Source organism: Sporosarcina sp. P3, from assembly GCF_002743415.1.
Taxonomy (GTDB): Bacteria; Bacillota; Bacilli; order Bacillales_A; family Planococcaceae; genus Sporosarcina; species Sporosarcina ureae_A.
The window spans coordinates 108208-129270 of the sequence record NZ_PDZE01000007.1 but is presented as its reverse complement, the minus strand read 5'-3'; the positions used below and the strand labels follow the sequence as shown (position 1 = coordinate 129270).

Sequence of the window (21063 nt, the reverse complement as noted above, 5' to 3'; positions counted from 1 at the left end):
TGCCATCTAGTTCTTTTATTTTTCAAATGAAGCCCGTAATACATAGACCACGTCGTATTCTTTTAATTCGTCTAAATAACCTTCTTTTTGTTCATAGAAATCGGAAGATAATGCACTTGTCGGTGAACCTTCTGTTGTAGAAGTGTAGATAATACCTGCCAATAACATGTTGTCCGAAAGAAGTAAACCTTCTTGAGGATTGGCGTTAAATAAAGTTGCCATGTCTTTCAAAGTTTTCAGTTCTTCTTGGTTACTAACACTTGCTGCACCCTTAGCGTCACTTACGCTTGCGGAGAATAATAGTTGTTCTTCGAGCGTTTGTGTAACTGAGAAAACGATGCTCCCTTTCGTTGATTCTCCAGGCATTGGAGTAGATAGTTCGCTGATTGGTTCTGCAACTTTCTTGCCATCTTCATACTTTTCTACCCAAAGCGTTACCTTTTTATAGTTTTGATCAGCAGTATAATCAAAGACCAATGCAGTATTGGCAGCTGTTTCAAGTATTTGATTTTCACGATCTGTAAGTTCAGGCATCGTCAATTTATTTGTATCGGTTGCTGCACATGCAGTGAGAAATAATAGGCAGCTTAAAATCGTAATACTCATCCATTTTTTCATCGCATACGCCTCCTTCTCCATATATTTTATTATAGCATTTTACGTTACTGTCTGACATAATTCAGTATTTTTATAAGTTTTAATAGAAATGTTCATATTTGTATTGAATAAATAATGTTTAGACAAAAAAGTAGTAATTAGTCAAGCTGATGCAAAAGAATAAAAGTTATTGCCGAATCTTACGTATCAAAGGAATTTTGCTGTTTCATGTATGTGATTTTTAAGAAAAAGTTATGACTTTTCATAGTGATTTAAATGAATTTACTAGGAATTTTATTATAAATAAAAATGATAAATAACATTTACTTTATGATTTAATCTTTACTATTTAATAAAACGTGATAAAGTTAATAGAGAACAGCCTGCTTGCTAGCTAATGAAAAGGTAGGTAAATGATAAAATGGAGTGGTAATTTTGGTAAAAAGTGCTATTATGGAAAAACAAAAACAACAAGAAGGAATTATGCAAATTCCCGAATGGTGGACTTGTCCAGAAGGGCATGAAGAATTACAAAAAGCTGCACATGCGTTAGGCGAGAAAGAACTGCTGCCGCGTGCACTTATTTCTGATCAACAGAGAAGTTATCCGCGTGAAAGTTTACGTGAAGTTGCGAAGTCTGGTTATTCGGCTGTAACCATCCCGGTTGAAGCGGGTGGTCTGAAAGACGGATTCACAGCATTTGCAGTACTTTCCGAAAGCTTTGCACATTATTGCCCGTCTACGACGATGTGCTGGGTTATGCATATGACAACAGCGCATACGATCTATGAAGCGGGGACAGAAGAACAGCGTCAACGTTTACTGCCACGCTTGCGTGACGGACAAATTGGTGGTCTAGCATTTAGTGAACGAGCAACGGGAGGTCACTTCTGGAATATCGGTAGTAAAGCGATCCGAAATGCAAATGGGTATTTATTGGACGCGGAAAAGTCATTCGTTACAAGCGGTGGAGAGGCAGACTTTTATTTAGTCGCCACAACGTCACCTGAAACAGATGACCCTGATAACTTGATGTTCTTATTGGTCGAAAATGATCAGCCAGGTGTTGAAGCATTCCCGTTCGATGCAATGGGACTACGTGGAAACGCAAGTGGTCCAATGAACTTTAAAAATGTGCAAGTAGCTCTTGAAAATCGTATCGGTGGCGAAGGTGGCATGGGCTATTTCAACGACAACACGATCGATCCTCTATTTTTACTAGGTTCAGCAGCTTGCTGGGTCGGTATTGCCCAAGGTGCTCTGAATATGGCGACAAATGGCGCTAAACGCAGAGTACACGCAGATACAGGATCATCTGTAACGGACTACCAAGTCATTCGTCATGAGTTAGCGAAGGCACAGATCAAAGTAGATAGCGCACGCAGTATGTTATATCGCACAGCGGAAGCGATGGATCGTTGCACTAAAGAAGGCAAAGAATTGTCGGAGTGTTTGTATCCATTATGGCAGCTAAAGACACATGCGGCAGATATGGTAATTGATGTTACCAACTCGGCGTTGCAAGTATCTGGTGGCCGTGGTTATATGACAGGTCAGGTAGAAAAGTTTGTGCGCGACGGGCGTGCTGGTGCTATTATGGGACCAACAAATGAAGTCTTGCGCGAGTGGATCGGCCGTACAATGATTGAAGTTCCTTGGATGGATTAATTAAATCAAAACAGTCACCTGTAGAGTGTATCTACCGGTGACTGTTTTTTATATGGATATATCCTAGTGAGTGGGAGAGCGTTGTACAGTTTCGCTCATTAATTCGTATAAAGCGATCATCTTGTCCGTTCAATCGCTCTAAGATCGTGTCTGAGCGCTCTATCAGCGCACACAACCGCTCTACTTCGCTCGATAAGCGATCATACTAGCCGTCTAACCGCTCAATGCATGCAGTAGTCAGTCACGTCATCCGCACTACTACTCCAATAAACCTTGTTCTTTCAAAAATGCCTCTGCAACATCTTTCGCTTTGGCACCTTCTGCGTTCACTTGATAATTCATTTCACGCATCTCATCATCTGTCACGATTCCAGCAAGGCTATTTAATGCTTCCTCAAGCTCTGGATACTTCTCCAGCGTTTCCTTACGAAGCAATGGTGCACCTTGATATGGAGGGAACAGTTCTTTGTCGTCTTCGAGAACTGTCAATTCATATTCGCGTAGCTCGCTATCTGTCGAATAAGCATCCATTAAGTTGATTTCACCAGCTTCGATTGCCTGGTAGCGTAGCTTCGGTTCCATCGTTTGGATAGAAGGGAACGTAATCCCGTAAAGTTTCTGAATACCTAGGTATCCATCTTCACGGTCATTAAATTCGAGAGTGAAACCTGCCTTCACAGCTTTCTCGACCGCGGCCAGATCAGATATCGTTTTCAGTCCGTACTCTTTTTGGAATGCTTTGGAGACGGCGAGTGTATACGTATTGTTGAAGGACATCGGTTTTAGAAACGCCATGTCAAATTGTTCGTCTAGTCCTTTTCGCGCTTGCTCATACACTTCGTCGCGGTCGTTACTAACAGCTTCTTCCTTTAAGAACTCGGATATAGCGGTGCCTGTAAACTCGGGATACAAATCGATACTTCCTGATTTCAGTGCGTTGAAGACGAATGACGTTTTACCGAGTCCAGGTTTTAATTCGACGGAAAGGTCGGTTTGGTCTTCGATTAATGATTTATACATATTGATGAGGATCTCAGGTTCTGCTCCAAGCTTGGCTCCGATGACTATTTCATTTTTGGAGTTACCTCCTATGAATGGTGCAGCAATCATTAAGACAGCCGCAAACATGAATAGGGTAAATGCGGTAACCGCTTTTTTGAATGAAAGACCTTCGAAAATTTTTAATAAATAATCGAAGAATAATGCAAGTAACGCTGCAGGTATAGCACCTAGTACGATTAATGATGGATTATTACGATCAATCCCAAGTAAAATCAAATCACCTAGACCACCCGCGCCAATCAAAGCAGCTAATGTTGCAGTGCCGACGATCAGTACCATCGATGTGCGAATGCCTGCCATAATAATCGGCATGGCAAGTGGTAATTCAACTTTCATCAGCCGCTTTCGTGTATTCATTCCCATTGCAGTGGCTGCTTCTCGCAGGGAAGGATCAACTTCTTTAATGCCTGTGTATGTATTGCGTAAAATGGGTAACAATGCATAGACTACTAGCGCAATAATAGCGGGTATTTTTCCAATACCGAATAAGGGAATTAATAGGCCGAGTAGTGCGAGAGAAGGAACCGTCTGCAGTACGGCACTGACTCCAATGACAGATTCCGCTATTTTTCGCCGATTTGTCAAATAGATACCTAGTGGAACCGCGATTAGCACTGCAATTAATAAGGAAATTAATGAAATCTGTATATGTTCGATCAGTGCTTCCAGTAATTGACCACGTCTGTTTTGGAAAACATTTAAAAAGTTATTCATTAGACGTTCCTCCTTTCAGCGACTGCTCTGCTAGAAATTGTAGAATACCTTTTCGGGTAACCATTCCAACGATTTGTTCATCTTGTTTAATCGCTACTTGATCTTCAGAAGCTAAGAATTGCAAGAGCGACTCCCATTCGGTATCAATAGGGATGGCAAAAGCTAGTGACAGATCTGTCGGAATTTCTTCTATATGATCCGCAATAGAAAATGTGCGTGCTACAGCTGATGCGGTAAACTCGCGCACGAACGGTGAAGCAGGTTTCGTGAGGATCTCTTGTGGTGTTGCAATTTGCTCAATCTTACCCTGATTCATAATACAGACACGATCGCCTAACTTAAATGCTTCCTGTAAATCATGTGTGACAAATACAATCGTTTTTTGGATCCGATTTTGTAAATCTAACAAATCATCTTGTAATTTTGAGCGGCTGATTGGGTCTAGTGCACTGAATGGCTCATCCATTAATAGAATGTCTGGGTCTGCAGCAAGTGCGCGCACGACACCGATTCTTTGTTGCTGGCCACCTGATAATTCATGTGGTTTACGCTTGCGGTATACTTCGGGATCCAATCCGACCATTTCAAGTAATTCCGTCACGCGTGCGCGGATGTCTTTCTTTTTCCAACCGACCAGTTCGGGGACAACTGCAATATTTTCCTCAATCGTCATATGTGGAAACAGTGCGATTTGCTGCAATACATAACCGATTTGCCAACGAAGCTCATGGATCGGATAATCACTGATCCGCTTACGATCAAGCCAAATCGTCCCTTTGGTCAGTGGGATCAGTCGGTTAATCATCTTAAGCGTTGTCGTCTTCCCACAACCACTCGGTCCGACTACCACGAGAAACTCCCCTCGCTTAATTTCTAAACTTACTGAATCCACGGCTAAGCGAGACATATCATAACTCTTTGATACTTCGTCGAAACGAATCATAAAAAATCCCTCCCTCATAATTATAATTTTCACATAGTAATAGAAAAATAGGAAGTCATATACTTTTTAAATGTGATAAAAAGAAGTGCGATGTAATACGCTGTTCATTCTCCGTTCATCTTCGCAAGATACGATAGGGGTATAAAGAACACATACGGAGGCAATCGAAATGAAAATCGCATGGAAAGAAATGAAGAAAAACAAAACTAGATTCTTGATTCTCGGGTCTATTATATTCCTCGTCAGCTTTTTGACATTCATTATTTCGGGGCTAGCAAATGGATTATCACAGGATAATGCAGCGCTTATTAAAGATTTACCACAAGGGCAATTTTATTTAAATAAAGATGCAGACAAGACGTATAATCTTTCGAAAATAGATGAGGGGGTTCAACAACAAATTCTCATAGACAATCCTAAGGCCACTGCATTTTCTGTTCAGATGGGATTTGTCAATGACGCGGAAGATCAACAGCACAGTCTGGCATTCGTTACTTCTACCCATTCAGAGCTATTCGTAAACGTCAAAGAAGGTGAGATTATTCTTGATCGTTCTTTGCAAGAAGATGGGATCCAAGTGGGTGATGTCTTAACGAATAATCAATTTAGTGGAGAATTCATCGTGAAAGGATTTGTTGACCAACAAAAATATAGTCACGCACCCGTTGCTTTCATTGACATGACGAACTATCAAGAAATCTATCGGGTGATGGAGATGCAGACGATTTTCATCCCAGGTAAAGATGCACCGACACTTAGTGCGTTAGATTCTTTTTCAAATAAAGAATTCTTACATGCCATTCCGAGTTATAGTGCAGAGCAAATGTCATTGAATATGATCGTCTGGTTTTTAGTCATTATTAGCGGCATGTTGTTTGCTATTTTCTTCTATATGATGAATGTCCAGAAAATAGGGCTGTACGGCATATTGAAAGCGATTGGTATGAAGACGATTTCATTATTCAAGATGATTTGGTATCAGATGTTAATCATCACCGCTATTTCACTCGCGCTGTCCATTGCACTCAGCCAAGCATTTAGCTTGGTTGCACCTGACGGCATGCCGTTCCACTTAACAATGGATACCGTATTGATGCTATCAGCGGTGTTTATGGTGGTTGGTTTTATCGGTGCTACCATTTCAGGATTCCAAGTGAAAAATATTGAACCGCTTCAAGCGATTCAACAAGGAGAGATGTAATATGTCTACCTTTATTATTGATGAAGTGAAAAAAACATTTTCTAATGGAGAAATTGAAGAAGAGATATTAAAAGGTGTAAATTTATCCTTAAAAGAAGGAGAAATTACAGCATTAATTGGACCTTCAGGATCTGGTAAATCGACGATTCTAACCATCGCGGCAGGATTACAACAAGCATCAACTGGTGAAATTATGTTTAAAGGGAAAGACATGACGAAGATGAGTCAGGAAGAAGTTCGCCATATTCGAGCGACTGACTTCGGATTTGTTTTTCAGTCTTCTCACTTAGTCCCTTTTTTGACGGTGGGGGAGCAGCTACAGTTGATGCTTGACGTGTCAGAAACGAAAGTGAGTAAAAAGGAACAGGCTAACGCAATAGATGAGATGCTGAAGCTAGTTGAAATGGAGCACCGCAAAGAGGCGTATCCTTCTTCTTTATCAGGAGGAGAGCGTCAACGCGTGGCGATTGCCCGCGCAATTATCCATCGTCCGAAAATCTTGTTTGCGGATGAACCAACTGCAAGTCTTGATACAAAACGCTCAAAAGGTGTGATGGAATTATTGCAGGAGCTCACACGTACATTACATTTGACGACATTGATGGTGACGCATGACGAAGAGATGCTACCGTATGTGGATCGGATCATTACAATGCGTGATGGGTATATAGTGGAGTAAGTAGTTGTTTGACCTGAAAATAGCACAATCAACTGGGGCGAAGTATTAGCGAAGCCCGAAAAGAAATAAGTTGTCCCGCACGTCTGTCGCATAAAGTGGCAGGCGCTTTTTTCTGTGGTAAACTAGTGGCATAAAGAAGCGAAAAGGGGAGAATGACTATGAAATCACCATTTACATTTACGCATACAAAGCCAGCGAATACAGAAGAAAAACAACCTGCACTATTTTTACTTCATGGAATGGGGAGTCATGAAGGAGACCTTCCACAACTAGTTCAAGAATTTAAAGAAACTCATCATATTTTCAGCTTGCGAGGTCCTGTCGTTCACGAGCCAGGCTATGCATTTTTCACGATTGAAGAGGAAGGGAAACCGGTTCGTGAAGTATTTGATAAAGTGCTTGTTTACATCCAATCATTCATTCGCGAAGCTATTCAGGAGTACAATCTAGATCCTGAACGTTTAACAGTCGTAGGGTTTAGCCAGGGAGCCGTACTTGCACAAGCTCTAGGTGTAACATTGATCCCTTCCCTTCATGGAGTGGTGGCGCTTAGCGGGTACGTACCTGATTTCGTCAAGAGTGAATACGCCATCCAGTCCGTGGAAAATCAACACGTATTCATTTCCCATGGAGACTATGATTATGTAATACCATCCCAATCAGGAGTGGAGAGCAAAGAGTATTTCGAATCGCTCGGTGCAAATGTCACGTTCAAGACATATACTGATGGGCATGGAGTAACGCCGGAGAATCAACAAGACTTGGTGAAGTTTATTCGTTCGCTATAATGGTTTGCCGAAATATACACCAAACGAGACTTCACTTGATGAGTGAAGTCTCGTTTGGTGTATTCATTTTTCCGCTTACTCTACCCGTCGTAACCGTAACTTCCTCTTCACCGCAAAACGTTGCAACATGGCGGGCCAAGTCATGCCGAATAACACTAGGAAAATACCAAGAAACTGCAATATTGTTAACCTTTCGCCAAGCAACAGCATCGAAGCGATAATCGCGACAGGTAACTCAACAGCACTTAAAATAGAAGACATGCCCGCGCCGACTTTCGGCACTCCGATTGAAAACAAGAAAATGGGCAGAACGATGCCGAACACGCCTAAAATGGCACCATACATCCACAACCCATCACCTAACATCCCGTTCCATAAAATTTCAGGAGACTGGAAAAATGTAATAACAATTGCGGCGTAAAATGACATTAAGAACAATCGCGTCACTACATCCATACCAGGCACTGGCTTCTGATTCGCTGTAACAAACGCCGCGAAACTAAACGCTGCAGCAAGTCCCCACGCCCAACCTTGCCATGGAATCCTGCTCACATCTACGTCGATCAATCCGGCAGCTAAAATCGTTCCGCCAAACAGAAATACAAGCGACACCACTTCAGATTGTTTAGGCAAACGCTTCGCCCCTATACATTCATAAAGCATGCCAATCCATGTAAATTGAAAAAGTAATACGACTGCCAATGAAGCGGGCATATATTCAATGGCTTTTCCATACACTGTTCCAGTAATCGCTGTGAATAATCCTGCGATTAAGACGGGGAAGCTTCCGCGGAGTGTCGGTATGCCACGTTTAATTAGGATAAAAATAATAAGTGCTAATAGAAATCCGGTATAATATTGGCTCGTCACTGCTTCCGAAGCGGTGAAGCCATCTTGAATAGCCAATTTAATAATCGTTGATAAAATTCCGTAACATGCAGCTCCTAACACAACGAGCAGCGGATACATCCACAGTTTCATCCGCATAACCTCCATTTCCATCGGATCATAGTATATCATGGAAATAATATTTCGGACTGCATAATAGTTTCTGCATTTCCCGGGAAATATCGACAGCTACTGCGGATACACGGGGAAAAGCCGTACAGTGAAATTTTCACTGTACAGCTTTTATCGGTAAATCAGCGCGGTGCGCCATAGTCATTCGACGAGCTACCGCCACTGAAACGAGGGGAGTGGTTGATTTTTTCTTTCATAAGATCTTTGCGCTGGTCGGGTAAAGAAATGGAGTCGACTGTTTGCATATCTTCATGCAAATCGAATAAACTAACTGTGTTACTCTGTAAGTTCTCAGGGTGTGTCTGGATCAAACGGTACGTATTTGGATGATATCTCGGGCTAGGGTTTTCTGTTGGAGCCACGCCTTATCGCCTCCTATTATGCTTGACGAACCATTTTCAAAAGCATATGTGCCAAAGAGTGTTGTTCTTCTTTAGAACCTGAATCCCATAATTCCTGTAATAAATATTGCTCACGGTTTCGAGGTTCTTCATGACGTGACAAATAATCAGCGATGAATGTAGTTGTTTTCGCTAACTGTTCATCACTCAATCCCAGATTTTCACCTTTTTCCACTTTATCGGCTAGATAGCCTTTAAAATGATTGAAGTTCTGCAAGATCTGATCTTTCTTTTCACTGCCCATATTTGAAACCTCAGACTCCAACTTATTTTTCATATCCACCGATTAACCACTCCTTTTCATTGTGATACAACTAGCTTGTGCAATAAGTGTAGAACTATGCAGCGGAAGAAATGTGCAAAGTGTTTTAATCATGTGTGAAAATGATCTTCAGTGGGTAGAAGTATAGCATAGTGAAAGGGAGGTGCAATAATGGCTGATAAACAATATGAGGGCACGTTTCATTCAGTGGACAATGTCCTTTATAAAATAACTGAACTTGAAGCTAAGGGTTTTAAAAAACGTCATATGTCTGCAGTCTCTAATGTGCGGGATGATTTAAAAGTTTTGGAAAGCGATTCCGACATTGAGGTAATCGGCATTCAAGAAGGGTCTCTTTGGGATCACACACGTCGTCTGTTCAACAGTAAAGATGAAATGTTGACGATTTTCATTAAAATGGGTTTTACGAAACAAGAAGCCAAAACCTTCTACAATGATTTAAAAGAAGGGGGAGTCGCTTTGTTTGTTGATCAATTAACAGATGAAGAACGAGCGCAATCTGTGGATCCGCATGATAGTGCCCAACAACAAACAGACAGTGGTGAAAACCTGAGTGGGAGTTCGAATGAAGAAGTAGCTAACCCTATTCCCAATAGTCCGCGAATAGGTACAGATCAATTGTGAAAAAGGAGGATCTCCCATCGTAATGGAAGATCCTTCTTTTTCATAGCAATTAAAAACCAGTCTGCTGATTGAGCAGCAGACTGATGATTGTACATATTATTTTTCAGGATGTGCTTCGTCATCACTGAAATGTTCTTTTGTTTCACCAATCTTCTCTTGTGTAGCGCCTTTTGCTTTGTCCCATTTACCTTCAGCTTGCATTTTAGCGTCATCAGTTAAATCGCCTACAGTATCTTTTACGCCACCTTTAATTTTGTTGCCAATACCTTTTAATTTATCTTCTGCGCCGTGATCTTTGTTACTCATATTATCTCCTCCGTTTCGTTTGTTAGTATATAAATACCCCAATATAAAAAGAGAAAACATCCAAAATATAATCGGAAGATACTGAAAAGATACAACACAGACTTATAAAGGAAATGAAAAACCGGAAACCTTCTAAAGGCTCCGGTCTTTCGGGTGTATGCAAATGATTGGCATTACGGATTACTGTTCATTCCTGAAAGGTTGCTAATTTGCTCCATAAGTTTTTCCCGTGACTGCTTATTTCGCATAAGGTATAGTGCACCAAGTCCGACAGCTGTCATCGCCATTTTGTTCATTTGTCTAACACCTCCAAATGGTAGGATGGCTCTTTATACAGATACTATACAGAGGAATTCCTTATGGGCTTTACTATTTCCTGTTAAACTTTTAGTGTAGTGATATAATTTCATTATTCACATTTTAGGGACTGGAAGTGTCATCATGAATGTACAAGCAAAATCAACGATTCGCGAGCTTCGATTTTGGCGTATTGTCATCGGGCTAGGCATTGCTTCAGTGCTAATTTTTGCCGCGATGTATGCCCTACAGCCTTTGCTACCTATTTTAACAAAGCAATTTAATGTCTCGGTATCCACTGCCAGCTTAGCTATGTCTGTCAATACAGTAGGTCTAATTTTCGGATTGGTGATACTGGGGTTTTATTCAGACCGACTGGGCAGGTCCATTTTTGTAAAAGTCTCCGTATTACTAACGGCGCTTTTATTTATTCCTATGTTTTTGACACATTCTTTTACAGTCATCCTTGTGTTGCGATTTATACAGGGCTTTGCGATGGCTGGTGTATTAGCTGCCGCTCTTGCGTATATCAATGAAGAGATCAGCGAGCGGGTAGTGAGTGTGGCGACTGCGCTCTATATTTCATTTAACGGCACAGGTGGTATGCTGGGACGTTTTGTAACGGGCTATTTAGCGGAACGTTGGTCATGGGAGCTGTCACTTCAACTTCTGACAATTATAGGTGTGGCCGTATTTATCTTCTTACTAGTTGTTTTGCCAAAATCCGTTCACTTCGTACCGAGTGCTGAGTCAATGAAGAAAGATCTGGAAGGTTTCGGTATACATTTAAAGAATCCGGCATTGCTAATTGTCTTTGGACTTGGTATCGTATTGCAGCTGAGTTTTACCGGTATGTGGACGTTTCTGCCGTTCCATTTGACGGCTTTGCCATTTTCGATGACGTTGGATGAGGTTTCTTATATTTATTTCGCGTATGCATTTGGAATTATGGGTGCACCGTTGGCTGGCTCCATTGCGAGTAAAGTAGGAATGAATGCGGTTCGCTTTATGGGTGTTTTACTACTGGCAGTCGGCTGTCTTCTTACCATTCCCACCAAATTACCGCTAATTATTACCGGTTATTGCGTGATCTGTCTCGGCTTTTTCTCTGCCCACTCCTTAACTGCAGCTTCTGTAAGTAAAGAGGCAACGCATCACAAAGGGAGTGCATCAAGCTTGTATCTCGTTTCGTATTATATGGGTATGGCGGCAGGAAGTACGCTAGTAGCACCGCTGTGGCAGTTCGCAGGGTGGACGGGTCTTGCTATATTTTCAGCGGTTGTGCCTGTAGTCTATGTTTTGTTAATCCGATTACGACGTAGCGCGTTGAGTAAAGCATAGTAAATGAAAAACCAGATGCTCGGAAAGAATCCCTGCACCTGGTTTGTTTTAGTCTTTAAATACTTTTGGTATAGTTTGGAAGTCGATGCCCCACAATAATGGAAGCAAGAAGTAAATACAAAGTGTTACGAGCACGACTCCGAGTATATTGAGCGCGAAGCCTGCTTTTGCCATATCAGGAATCCGTAGATAACCAGATCCGAAAACGACCGCATTCGGTGGAGTGGCAACTGGTAGCATGAACGCACATGATGCTGCTACGCCCGCAGCAATCATTAATGCGTATGGATGGAAACCAAGTGCTACGGCCAATGAAGCCATGATTGGATACATCATGGAAGCTGTTGCTGTATTGGATGTGATTTCAGTTAAGAAAATAACCAATGTCGCAACGATCAGAATAATGACGATAAGTGGAACGCCTTTCAAACCAATCAGCTGAGCACCGATCCATTCAGACAGACCACTGCTGACAAAGCCGGCTGCAATAGCTAATCCGCCACCGAATAGAAGTAAGATACCCCATGGCAACTTCACTGCCGTATTCCAATCCAGCAAGTGATCGCCTTTTTTATTGACAGACGGGATGATGAACAAAATCATAGCAAAAACAATCGCAATGACCCCGTCACTTAAGCCGTCAATAAATTTTGATAAGAAGAACGAGCGCGTAATCCATGAAAAAGCAGCTAGAGCAAAGACGATGAAGACTAAAACTTCTTCAATTGACGGGCGTCCAAGCAATTTCTTTTCTTTATCGATGACTTCACGTCCACCAGGTAATGTTTTGACTGGCGATTTATAGATTATCTTCACTAAATACCACCAAGTTAGTAAGATGAATACCCACGCGAAAGGTACACCGAATAACATCCATTTACCAAATGATAATTCGATGCCGTAAATTTTATTAATAGCTCCTGCAAGCAGTGTGTTTGGAGGAGTACCAATCAAAGTCGCGACTCCGCCTAATGAAGCAGAGTAGGCAATACCAAGCATCAACGCTTTACCGAAACCAAAGTTTTCTTTAGATGTGTCGATCGATGTATCGTCTTTCAAAGCGATCGTTACTTGTGTGATAATTGCTAAACCGATTGGCACCATCATCATCGCTGTTGCGGTATTAGATATCCACATAGACAGAAATCCGGTAGCTACCATGAAACCTAGAACAATTTTGTCCATATTTGTCCCGATGGCAGAAATAATTGTGAGTGCAATTCGTCGATGTAAGTTCCATTTTTCAAGTGCGAGTGCAATCATAAATCCGCCCATAAATAAGAAAATGGTTTCATCTCCATAGGAAGATGCCGTGTCTTTCATTTCCAGTCCGCCTGTCATCGGAAACAGTACGAGTGGTAACAAGGAAGCGACTGGAATTGGAATGGCTTCCGTAATCCACCACACTGCAATCCATACAGTACTGGCTAAAATAGCGATACCGGCTGCAGATAAATCAGCAGGTTTGAAGAACAATAAAATAAGGGAAAAGAGTAAAGGACCTAGTATTAATCCAATGAGCTGTGTAGCTGAATAACTGCGGGAGTCTCTGCCTCCTCCTTCGTGATTGACACCAATCTTTTTTCCACCCTGTCCGCCTTTTACCATTTCAGAAGAGTCAGGTGCAGTGAAAAAGCGGAAGACATCTTTCACTTGATCATGTAGCGACCAAAGACGATTCCAAGTCTGTTGTAACATTAAGATCCCTTCGTTTCTATGTTGTATTTCTTGAAGAGTTGCAATCTTCCAAGACAGAACCATTTTACCGAGTAAATGCGACTTGGACAAGAGGAATTAAGACTTTTTCGCATAGTTAGACAATTATTGTTACAATACAGTGTAAAAATCAAGTTTTATTGTATAGCAAAAGGTGAAGAAGATTTTCGACATGGAGGATGCAACCGCGTATAATAAAGCTAACTATATAAATTAAACTAGAAAGGAAGTGAGCATTTGACGAAAAAGGTTTGGTTCCAGGTTGGTGTCGGTATATTATTGGCATTGTTAATCACAAAATTCTTTTTAGAAGTAAACTATATATTTAGACCGGTTGGAGTCATTTTACAAACGATTATCATGCCTTTAATCTTTGGGGGACTGCTTTATTACATAACGGTACCGATCCAGCAATACTTGGAAAAGAAGAATATGCCAAGATGGGGAAGTATTATAACGATTATGCTCATACTTGTAGCCGTTATTTGGATATTGGTCGCAATCATTGGACCGATGGTGACGAAACAAGTGAATAATTTGGTGGACAATGGGCCAGCTCTCACCCATCAACTCGAGCAACTGAAAGATAAAGCGATCAATCAAAAGGATAATCTACCAGAAGGATTGCAGGATTCCTTGAATTCAGCAGTCGATTCCGTCCAACAGTTTGCGGTAACATTTGGTAAATGGTTCGTGCAATTTGTACAAACATTCGTCCAAGCGGTAGCTTTATTGTTACTTGTACCGTTCTTCTTCTTCTTCATGTTGAAGGATCATGAAAAACTTGCTCCGAAAATTTATAATATTTTTTCTGGTAAGCGACGTATTTGGATCAAGAAGACGTTGGAAGATATTGACCAAGTTTTACGTTCTTATATTCAAGGACAGTTATTAATTAGTGCTATTTTAGCGGTAATTATTTTTATTGGTTACTCTATCATCGGACTTCAGTATGCTTTACTACTAGCCATTCTCGCATTATTCATGAATATCATTCCATTTATCGGACCGTGGATTGCGGTGGCTCCAGCTTTAATCATTGCCTATTTACAGGAACCTAAATTAGTGATTTGGGTCGGAGTCGTTACGCTAGTTGCGCAGCAAATCGATAGTAATCTAATTACACCGAACGTTATGGGGAAATCACTCGATGTTCATCCACTTACGATCATAACCGTATTATTAGTGGCCGGAAGTCTTGCAGGATTCCTTGGGATTTTGGTAGCTGTGCCTGCTTATGCAGTTGGCAAAGTGATTGTGCAAAATATCTATGAAATGCGTAATGAAATAAGTGAAGCCGCCACGAAGAATGTATAGCGATAGAACTGATCTCCTAGTTTTGTAACTAGGAGGTTTTACGATGGATGAATAAAGCAAAACTACACATCCTAACGAAAACGAAAGGGTGTTAGTCAATGCTGACGGAATTTCCGGTTATTCACACCAATGTATGGGACGCCATGTGGGGTGTTCCAGTTGTTTTGGTCGTGGTATTGATCGTCAAATGGATTTTTAAATTGCCACCTAGTTGGCTTTCAACAATAGCCACTGTAGTCGCGCTCGCACTTTCCGTATTCATCAGTCATCCAAAGAATTGGTCTGCCGGAATTTTTATGGGGTTTTTTTATAGTGGTGCGGCAATGGGGATTATCTATTCGACTAAACAATCCTATTATGCGTATCGCAAACGTTAAAAACAGGCCTTCGCATAATGAGCGAAAGCCTGTTTTTCATAGTAATGGACAAAAACCGCAACGTATCAACCCAGGTACATCTTTAGAAAAACAACAAGTTTTGCGAACCGTCGTATTCAATAAAGCGGATGGTTCGGCGCCGTTTAAATAGCTTGCGAAACGAGAGTGATCAGCGATACCCGTCCATGTGGTATCGTTTTTTAGCGTCTCTAAATCCTCTCTTGCTTCCATCTCCGATCCTGGGTCAGATAATAATACATGATATTGCCAGAGCCAGAAACCGAAGATATTTTCCCATAAAGTAAGAGGAGATATGGATACCGCGCTACGCAATGAGGTAATCACGGCATGTGCATCATCCAGCACACGTTTAATATGTGCGTGTCTGTTTTCGTCATCAATCAGTTCCCAGTCTGCGCCATCTACAAATAGGCTAATCGTTTTATTACCGAACTCCTCCCGCGCACCGAACTGTAGATTTTCTGCCGATCCATTCCACATTTCGTCGTATGCAGCTAAATTATAGAGCTGCATGGCGAAAAACATACCCAGTCGACGTACGAAGAACGAGGTCGCGACAACTTCATTCGGACTTTGGCTGACCGTCTGGGCAACTTGGACGACACTCTGTACCTTTGAAGAATCCAGTACGTCCGCTAGCGTGAAGACGGGATGTGTGGGCTGTTCCAAGTAAACACTGTAACTATTCAATTCTCTGATTTGGTCTGATGTAAGTGTAGTCATATCTTCAGTATAATCAAACTACTTTGCGGAAACAACCCGAACGTGATGCCTGCCCAACCAGTTTACTAGGCCTTTACATACAATAGGCAGTGAAGAGGTGGTGAAGAGTGAAGACTCAAGAATTAGCTCGTAATGAATCATTTGAGGTGGAGCAAAGGGAATGGAAGTTGCGGCAACGCAAAGAACGCGGCAAGCAATTGCTGACGATTGTGTCGCCGGTATTCCTGTTGGTGCTATGGGAAGTGATGTCGAGAACGGGTATTTTAGATATTCGCTTTTTCCCGCCGCCTAGTACGATTGTGCAAACCTTTTATGACATGATTGTGAGCGGCGTGATGGCGAAACATGTTGGTGTCTCATTGTATCGGATTTTCATCGGATTTTTAGCAGGTGTTATTCCGGGTATTATCGTTGGTTTATTGATGGGGTTATACTCTCCAATCCGGCATTTCGTGCAACCGATCGTTATGGCGCTTATGCCGATTCCGACATTGGCATTATTGCCAATCATTATTATTTTATTCGGAATTGGAGATTTGTCGAAGGTCGTGACAATTGCAGGAAGTGTGTTTTTCCCAGTTGTCATCAATACGGCGGCGGGTGTATTAAATATCGATAAAATTTATTTGGATGTTGCCAATAATTATCAAACGAGCCAGTGGAACTTCTTCTTTAAAATCGCTCTTCCTGGTGCACTGCCTGTTATGCTCGAAGGAATCCAGATGGGGCAGGCAATTGCACTATTGACGATTGTGGCGGCAGAGATGATGGGAGCGACTTCTGGGATCGGTTATTTGATATGGACGTCCTATAAAGCCTTCTTATTACCCGAAATGTATGTGGGATTAATACTCATCTCCTTTTTTGGTTATTTATTCTCGCTTATACTGCGTGCGCTTCAAAATAAACTACTACCATGGAGGTGAAAGAAATGGAGGGGAAGCCAAAGATCACGGTGGATGGACTTATGAAAGCTTTTTATAAGAAACAGGGGAGTGTCATTGCGCTTGAAGATATATCCCTAACAGTGGATGAAGGGGAATTTGTTTGTCTTGTTGGACCGAGTGGATGCGGCAAAACGACACTGTTACGTATTTTGGCAGGACTTGAACAGCCGAGTGTCGGGAGTTTCACCATTGCGACAGAAACGAATGATCGTCCGTTGCAATCGATGGTATTTCAGGAACGTGGTGTCATTCCGTGGCTGACGGTACGCGAAAATGTAGCCTTCGGGTTGAAGATGCGTGACTTACCAAAAGCATTCATAAATGATCGAACGGACTATTACTTGAAGAAGACGGGATTGGAACGTTTCGCTTCTTTATACCCAAAGGAATTGTCTGGCGGAATGAAGCAACGGGTGAGTATTGCGAGGGCTTTTGCAAATGACCCGGAAATTTTATTGATGGATGAACCGTTTGGTGCACTTGATGAACAAAACCGCTTTATTTTGCAGGAAGAATTGCTGAGTATTTGGGCCGAAACGAAAAAGACGGTGTTGTTCATTACACATAGTATTGATGAAGCGTTATTGCTTAGTGATCGGATTTTATTGATGGGGGCTCAACCGGGTAAAATTATCGAAGAAATTATTATTGATAAACCGAGGCCAAGAAAGATGGAGGATGTCCGAAAAGATCCTGAAATGGCAGCCAAATTCATCGAGATCTGGCATCACTTACAAGAGGAAGTACAGAAATCAAGAGAATAAATGATAAAAGGAGAGATGATGTGGGGAAATGGATGAAGAAGGCAGGATTATTTAGCCTATTATCGGTCGTCTTGATGATGGGGGCATGTTCTCCAAAAGAAGTTGCGAAGCCTGTAACGAATGACGGCAAGCCGGCGTCAGGAGATTTGGCGCCGCTTGAGAAACAAGCGAAGGTATTTATAGCAGAAGATGGGGCTGCTTCTGGAGCTGGTTTCTATATTGCGAAAGAAAAGGGCTATTTTGAAGACTACAATATCCGTGTAGACTTTGCGGACTTTGCAAACAGCGATGACATGTTGCCTGCACTAGCTGCCGGTGAAGTGGATATCGCGGGTGGCGTTTCTACTGCATCATTCTTTAACGCGATTGCTCAAGGAATTGACGTACGGATCATCGCGGATAAAGGTCATAATATGCCCGGCAAGTCTTATTTCAGTTTCGTCATCGGTAATCATATGGTCGATGAAATTAAGGAGTACAGCGACTTTAAAGGAAAGAAAATCGCAGTATCGTCTCGCAACTCGATCGATGGATATATCTATGAAGAGATGCTGAAGCATGCTGGCTTGACAGAAGAGGATGTAGAATATGTGCATATCGCGGACTTCGGCGCAATGCTTGGAGCGATTGATTCAGGTACGATTGATGCAGCATTGAATATTGAGCCGCTTATCGCGCAAGGTATCCATCAAGGTTTTCACGTGCGTTTTGGTGACGCTACCGATTATGCACCTGAATCGCAGATCGCTATGGTGTTGGCTTCACCGCAGTTCATGGCGAATAAAGAACTTTCGTTACGCTTTATGGCAGCCTATCTAAAAGGGGTGCGTGACTATAATGACGCGTTCTTTAAAGATCAAGGTAAGGAAGAGATTATTGACATCATGGTGAAACACACGGCGCTGAAAGATCCTGAGCTATGGGAGAGAGTGTTTGTAACAGGGCTTGATCCGAACGGTAAAATGTTTATCGACGATATTAAGAAGCAGTATAAGATGTACAAAGCGAACGGCGCGATACGTGGTGAGATTGACTTCGATAAGTCTGTTGATCCATCGCTTGTCGAGCGTGCGATTAAAGAGATTGGAGTATACGAGGATTGATAGTTGGTGAAGTTGTCGGAGAAGTCATGATGTTTGTGACTTCTGGCGATGGCTTCATTTTTTGCTCTGGAAAGGCTGTTGGGGTAGGAGTGGCGTGTAGGAGGGGACGCGTTCCTGAGGGCTCGCGGCGAGCCAACTGTTCGCTAGTGCAAAGATACGTTCCTCACACATCATTTTCGCTGACAAAAGGCGGAATTCTCTATGAATTTGGCTATAATCTGACAGAAAATCATGCTAAAATAATAGGACTGATTAGTGGAAGTATGGTGAGGGGCATGAGGAAATACATAGGTGAGATTGGGTTGACGATCACTGCTATTATTTGGGGGAGCGGCTTTGTGATGAGCGCGCTCGCTTTGGAGTATTACACGCCGTATCAAATATTGGCCGTACGTTTTGCAATAGGGGCGCTATTACTTAGTGTCGTTTTCCATAAACGTCTACTTTGGGTGGACAAGTCGGTGCTATGGAAAGGTGCATTGCTTGGTGTATTGCTGTATGCGGCATTTGCTTTGCAAACGGTGGGCTTGCAGTTTACGACCCCTTCGAAAAATGCTTTTTTAACTGGTGTCAATGTAGTGATGGTCCCGTTTATCGCACTCATTTTATATAAGCGGAAGCTAGATACCTTTGAATTGTTTGGCGCGGTATTGGCATTGATTGGAGTGGCGGTTTTATCATTGCAGTGGTCCACCTCTATTAACATTGGCGATATGCTGACGCTCGGTTGTGCTGTGATGTTCGCGTTTCATATTTTCTACACGGCACGATTTGTCCGCACAGAAGATGCGATCTTGCTGACGTTATTGCAAATGGCTGCCGCCGCTGTGATCAGTTGGGTGACCGTAATTGGAATGGGCGAGATGTCATTCTCCATGGAACCAAAAGGTTTGAGTTCGGTGCTATACTTAGCTGTATTCTCTACGACTCTGGCATTCTTGATGCAGACAGTTGGACAAAAGCACTTGTCAGAAACGAAAGCGGCCATTATATTATCGACGGAATCAGTTTGGGGTATGATTTTCTCTGTAGCCCTTGCCTATGAACTGTTGACGTTCCGTATGTTCTTAGGTGCACTCATTATCTTCATTGCCATTTTATTGTCCGAAATTAGACCGCAACTGTTGAAAAAACGCATTTTGCCACAAGTGCGAAAGCGTGAAATTTGAAAAAGGGTTGTCCAACGGGTCATTAATTGACCTGAGGACAACCCTTTTCTATATTTTCTTTGCAGCTAATGAAGTTTGATAGCTATGCAATGACATGCCTCCGATAATGACCAGCACACCGACTAATGAAAGAGCGCTTGGTACTGGCAAGCTAAGCAATAGTATCTCTCCGAGCATGGCGAAAATTAATTCGACGGATTGCGTAGCTTCGACTGCTGCCAGTTTTCCTTGATCATGCTGCACCATATCCGTTGCCATGAAGAATAGTGAAGTGGCGATCACGCCTGAACTGACTGAGACAATTAATGATTGCACGACTTGGCTCATAGAGGGCAAGCCGACAGTTGCTGTTGCATAAATCGCCAGCAGTAACCAAATCGGTATCGTCATCAGTGTCATCGCTAGTACACGCTGGAACATATCGAGCCGTCCCCCGACTAGATTCATCATTTTTCGATTGCCGAGTGGATAGGAGAACGCAGCTATGACAAGCGGCAAGGTACCAAGGAGAATCGTTTTCGTCGATACGCTCCCTGCATGTGGAATCTGGATCAGCACAACCCCGACTAAGATGACCAATGAAATCACCAATGATGCAGCGGGAATACGGTGACGAATCGTGCGTATTTCGCCGTCTTCTGTTTTGGCTTGGAACGTGAAGAAGGGCGCTAGCAACACTCCAGCCACGATGGTCATCTGCCAGGTTCCTGCAACGAGCCACCCTGGACTATAACCAGCAGAAAACGTCAGAGGACCGTAAAACAGCACGAATGCTACGCAACTCCAGATGAAAAATGGCCAAGGTGCCGCATTCATCTCCCGCTTGACGCCAGACAGGCCACCGCGCATGGCTACGATGATCACTAGGAATGGTACCATGAAGAAATAACGCAAGGATGCACTCCACATCCAGCTGCCACCGTCCAGTTCCATCGACCGGTTCAGCACAAAAGTCACCGCGAAAAAGAGTGCAGACAATATGCCAATTCCAATTGCTTTCAT

Annotated in this window: 23 protein-coding genes; 12 read left to right on the top strand and 11 right to left on the bottom strand. The window is 42.4% G+C overall.

Annotated elements, in window-relative coordinates; genetic code table 11:
* Positions 1–15: 15 nt before the first annotated feature.
* The gene (locus CSV61_RS10625; RefSeq protein ID WP_099639204.1) at positions 16–618 is read right to left on the bottom strand and encodes a hypothetical protein; all 603 of its coding nucleotides are present in this window, start codon (positions 616–618) and stop codon (positions 16–18) included.
* Between the two features lie 405 nt (positions 619–1023).
* Between CSV61_RS10625 and CSV61_RS10620 the strand changes: the two genes are divergently transcribed.
* A complete protein-coding gene (locus tag CSV61_RS10620) occupies positions 1024–2265 on the top strand; it encodes an acyl-CoA dehydrogenase family protein (protein WP_369824358.1) in 1242 nt (413 codons plus the stop codon).
* Between the two features lie 258 nt (positions 2266–2523).
* On the opposite strand, the gene opuFB is transcribed toward CSV61_RS10620, so the two are convergent.
* Both opuFB and CSV61_RS10610 read right to left on the bottom strand, forming a co-directional pair.
* Positions 2524–4041, bottom strand: coding sequence for an osmoprotectant update ABC transporter permease/substrate-binding subunit OpuFB (gene opuFB / locus CSV61_RS10615; RefSeq protein WP_099639203.1), 1518 nt, complete (start codon positions 4039–4041; stop codon positions 2524–2526).
* Positions 4034–4984, bottom strand: coding sequence for an ABC transporter ATP-binding protein (locus CSV61_RS10610; RefSeq protein WP_099639202.1), 951 nt, complete (start codon positions 4982–4984; stop codon positions 4034–4036). Before CSV61_RS10610 ends, opuFB begins: the two co-directional genes overlap by 8 nt.
* 169 nt (positions 4985–5153) lie before the next feature.
* On the opposite strand from CSV61_RS10610, the gene CSV61_RS10605 reads away from it, so the two are divergent.
* From CSV61_RS10605 to CSV61_RS10595, 3 genes are all read left to right on the top strand, one after another.
* Entirely contained in the window at positions 5154–6185 is a 1032-nt protein-coding gene (locus CSV61_RS10605) for an ABC transporter permease (protein ID WP_099639201.1), read from the top strand.
* Between the two features lies 1 nt (position 6186).
* Positions 6187–6864 carry an ABC transporter ATP-binding protein gene (locus tag CSV61_RS10600; protein WP_099639200.1) on the top strand — a complete coding sequence of 226 codons (678 nt, stop codon included), beginning with the start codon at positions 6187–6189 and terminating at the stop codon, positions 6862–6864.
* Between the two features lie 158 nt (positions 6865–7022).
* Entirely contained in the window at positions 7023–7652 is a 630-nt protein-coding gene (locus CSV61_RS10595; RefSeq protein WP_099639199.1) for an alpha/beta hydrolase, read from the top strand.
* Between the two features lie 75 nt (positions 7653–7727).
* Here CSV61_RS10595 and CSV61_RS10590 read toward each other — a convergent pair whose 3' ends face one another.
* The 3 genes from CSV61_RS10590 to CSV61_RS10580 all read right to left on the bottom strand — a co-directional run bounded on the left by CSV61_RS10590 (position 7728) and on the right by CSV61_RS10580 (position 9350).
* Positions 7728–8639, bottom strand: coding sequence for an EamA family transporter (locus CSV61_RS10590; protein ID WP_369824356.1), 912 nt, complete (start codon positions 8637–8639; stop codon positions 7728–7730).
* A gap of 155 nt (positions 8640–8794) precedes the next feature.
* On the bottom strand, positions 8795–9034 hold the full coding sequence (locus CSV61_RS10585; protein ID WP_083034630.1) for a hypothetical protein: 240 nt from the start codon (positions 9032–9034) through the stop codon (positions 8795–8797).
* A 16-nt stretch (positions 9035–9050) separates the two neighbouring features.
* Positions 9051–9350: a DUF3243 domain-containing protein gene (locus CSV61_RS10580; protein WP_099639246.1), complete on the bottom strand. Its 300-nt coding sequence runs from the start codon at positions 9348–9350 to the stop codon at positions 9051–9053.
* 156 nt (positions 9351–9506) lie between these two features.
* Between CSV61_RS10580 and CSV61_RS10575 the strand changes: the two genes are divergently transcribed.
* A complete protein-coding gene (locus tag CSV61_RS10575) occupies positions 9507–9980 on the top strand; it encodes a YflT domain-containing protein (protein ID WP_099639197.1) in 474 nt (157 codons plus the stop codon).
* Positions 9981–10076: 96 nt separating this feature from the next.
* On the opposite strand, the gene CSV61_RS10570 is transcribed toward CSV61_RS10575, so the two are convergent.
* Both CSV61_RS10570 and CSV61_RS17215 read right to left on the bottom strand, forming a co-directional pair.
* The gene (locus CSV61_RS10570) at positions 10077–10286 is read right to left on the bottom strand and encodes a CsbD family protein (RefSeq protein WP_083034632.1); all 210 of its coding nucleotides are present in this window, start codon (positions 10284–10286) and stop codon (positions 10077–10079) included.
* Positions 10287–10459: 173 nt separating this feature from the next.
* Entirely contained in the window at positions 10460–10582 is a 123-nt protein-coding gene (locus CSV61_RS17215; RefSeq protein WP_255397532.1) for a hypothetical protein, read from the bottom strand.
* A 145-nt stretch (positions 10583–10727) separates the two neighbouring features.
* On the opposite strand from CSV61_RS17215, the gene CSV61_RS10565 reads away from it, so the two are divergent.
* Positions 10728–11924, top strand: a complete 1197-nt coding sequence (locus CSV61_RS10565; protein WP_099639196.1) for an MFS transporter — start codon at positions 10728–10730, stop codon at positions 11922–11924.
* 48 nt (positions 11925–11972) lie between these two features.
* Here the strand turns inward: CSV61_RS10565 and CSV61_RS10560 are convergent, their stop codons facing one another.
* Complete coding sequence (locus CSV61_RS10560) at positions 11973–13622, bottom strand: SLC13 family permease (protein WP_099639195.1); 1650 nt, start codon at positions 13620–13622, stop codon at positions 11973–11975.
* 255 nt (positions 13623–13877) lie between these two features.
* On the opposite strand from CSV61_RS10560, the gene CSV61_RS10555 reads away from it, so the two are divergent.
* Both CSV61_RS10555 and CSV61_RS10550 read left to right on the top strand, forming a co-directional pair.
* Positions 13878–14957 (top strand): AI-2E family transporter, encoded by a 1080-nt coding sequence (locus CSV61_RS10555; RefSeq protein ID WP_083034635.1) that lies wholly within the window; start codon positions 13878–13880, stop codon positions 14955–14957.
* Positions 14958–15055: 98 nt separating this feature from the next.
* Positions 15056–15334, top strand: coding sequence for a hypothetical protein (locus tag CSV61_RS10550; protein ID WP_099639194.1), 279 nt, complete (start codon positions 15056–15058; stop codon positions 15332–15334).
* Between the two features lie 36 nt (positions 15335–15370).
* On the opposite strand, the gene CSV61_RS10545 is transcribed toward CSV61_RS10550, so the two are convergent.
* The gene (locus tag CSV61_RS10545; RefSeq protein ID WP_083034637.1) at positions 15371–16078 is read right to left on the bottom strand and encodes a hypothetical protein; all 708 of its coding nucleotides are present in this window, start codon (positions 16076–16078) and stop codon (positions 15371–15373) included.
* Positions 16079–16185: 107 nt separating this feature from the next.
* Here CSV61_RS10545 and CSV61_RS10540 point away from each other — a divergent pair, with 107 nt between their 5' ends.
* From CSV61_RS10540 to CSV61_RS10525, 4 genes are read left to right on the top strand one after another with little or no spacing between them, the layout of a single operon-like run.
* On the top strand, positions 16186–17004 hold the full coding sequence (locus CSV61_RS10540; protein WP_099639193.1) for an ABC transporter permease: 819 nt from the start codon (positions 16186–16188) through the stop codon (positions 17002–17004).
* Positions 17005–17009: 5 nt separating this feature from the next.
* Entirely contained in the window at positions 17010–17789 is a 780-nt protein-coding gene (locus tag CSV61_RS10535) for an ABC transporter ATP-binding protein (RefSeq protein WP_099639192.1), read from the top strand.
* A gap of 32 nt (positions 17790–17821) precedes the next feature.
* Complete coding sequence (locus CSV61_RS10530) at positions 17822–18892, top strand: ABC transporter substrate-binding protein (RefSeq protein WP_099639245.1); 1071 nt, start codon at positions 17822–17824, stop codon at positions 18890–18892.
* On the top strand, positions 18889–20061 hold the full coding sequence (locus tag CSV61_RS10525) for a DMT family transporter (RefSeq protein WP_369824355.1): 1173 nt from the start codon (positions 18889–18891) through the stop codon (positions 20059–20061). The genes CSV61_RS10530 and CSV61_RS10525 overlap by 4 nt, the downstream gene beginning before the upstream one ends.
* A gap of 48 nt (positions 20062–20109) precedes the next feature.
* On the opposite strand, the gene CSV61_RS10520 is transcribed toward CSV61_RS10525, so the two are convergent.
* Positions 20110–21063, bottom strand: a complete 954-nt coding sequence (locus tag CSV61_RS10520; RefSeq protein WP_099639191.1) for a DMT family transporter — start codon at positions 21061–21063, stop codon at positions 20110–20112.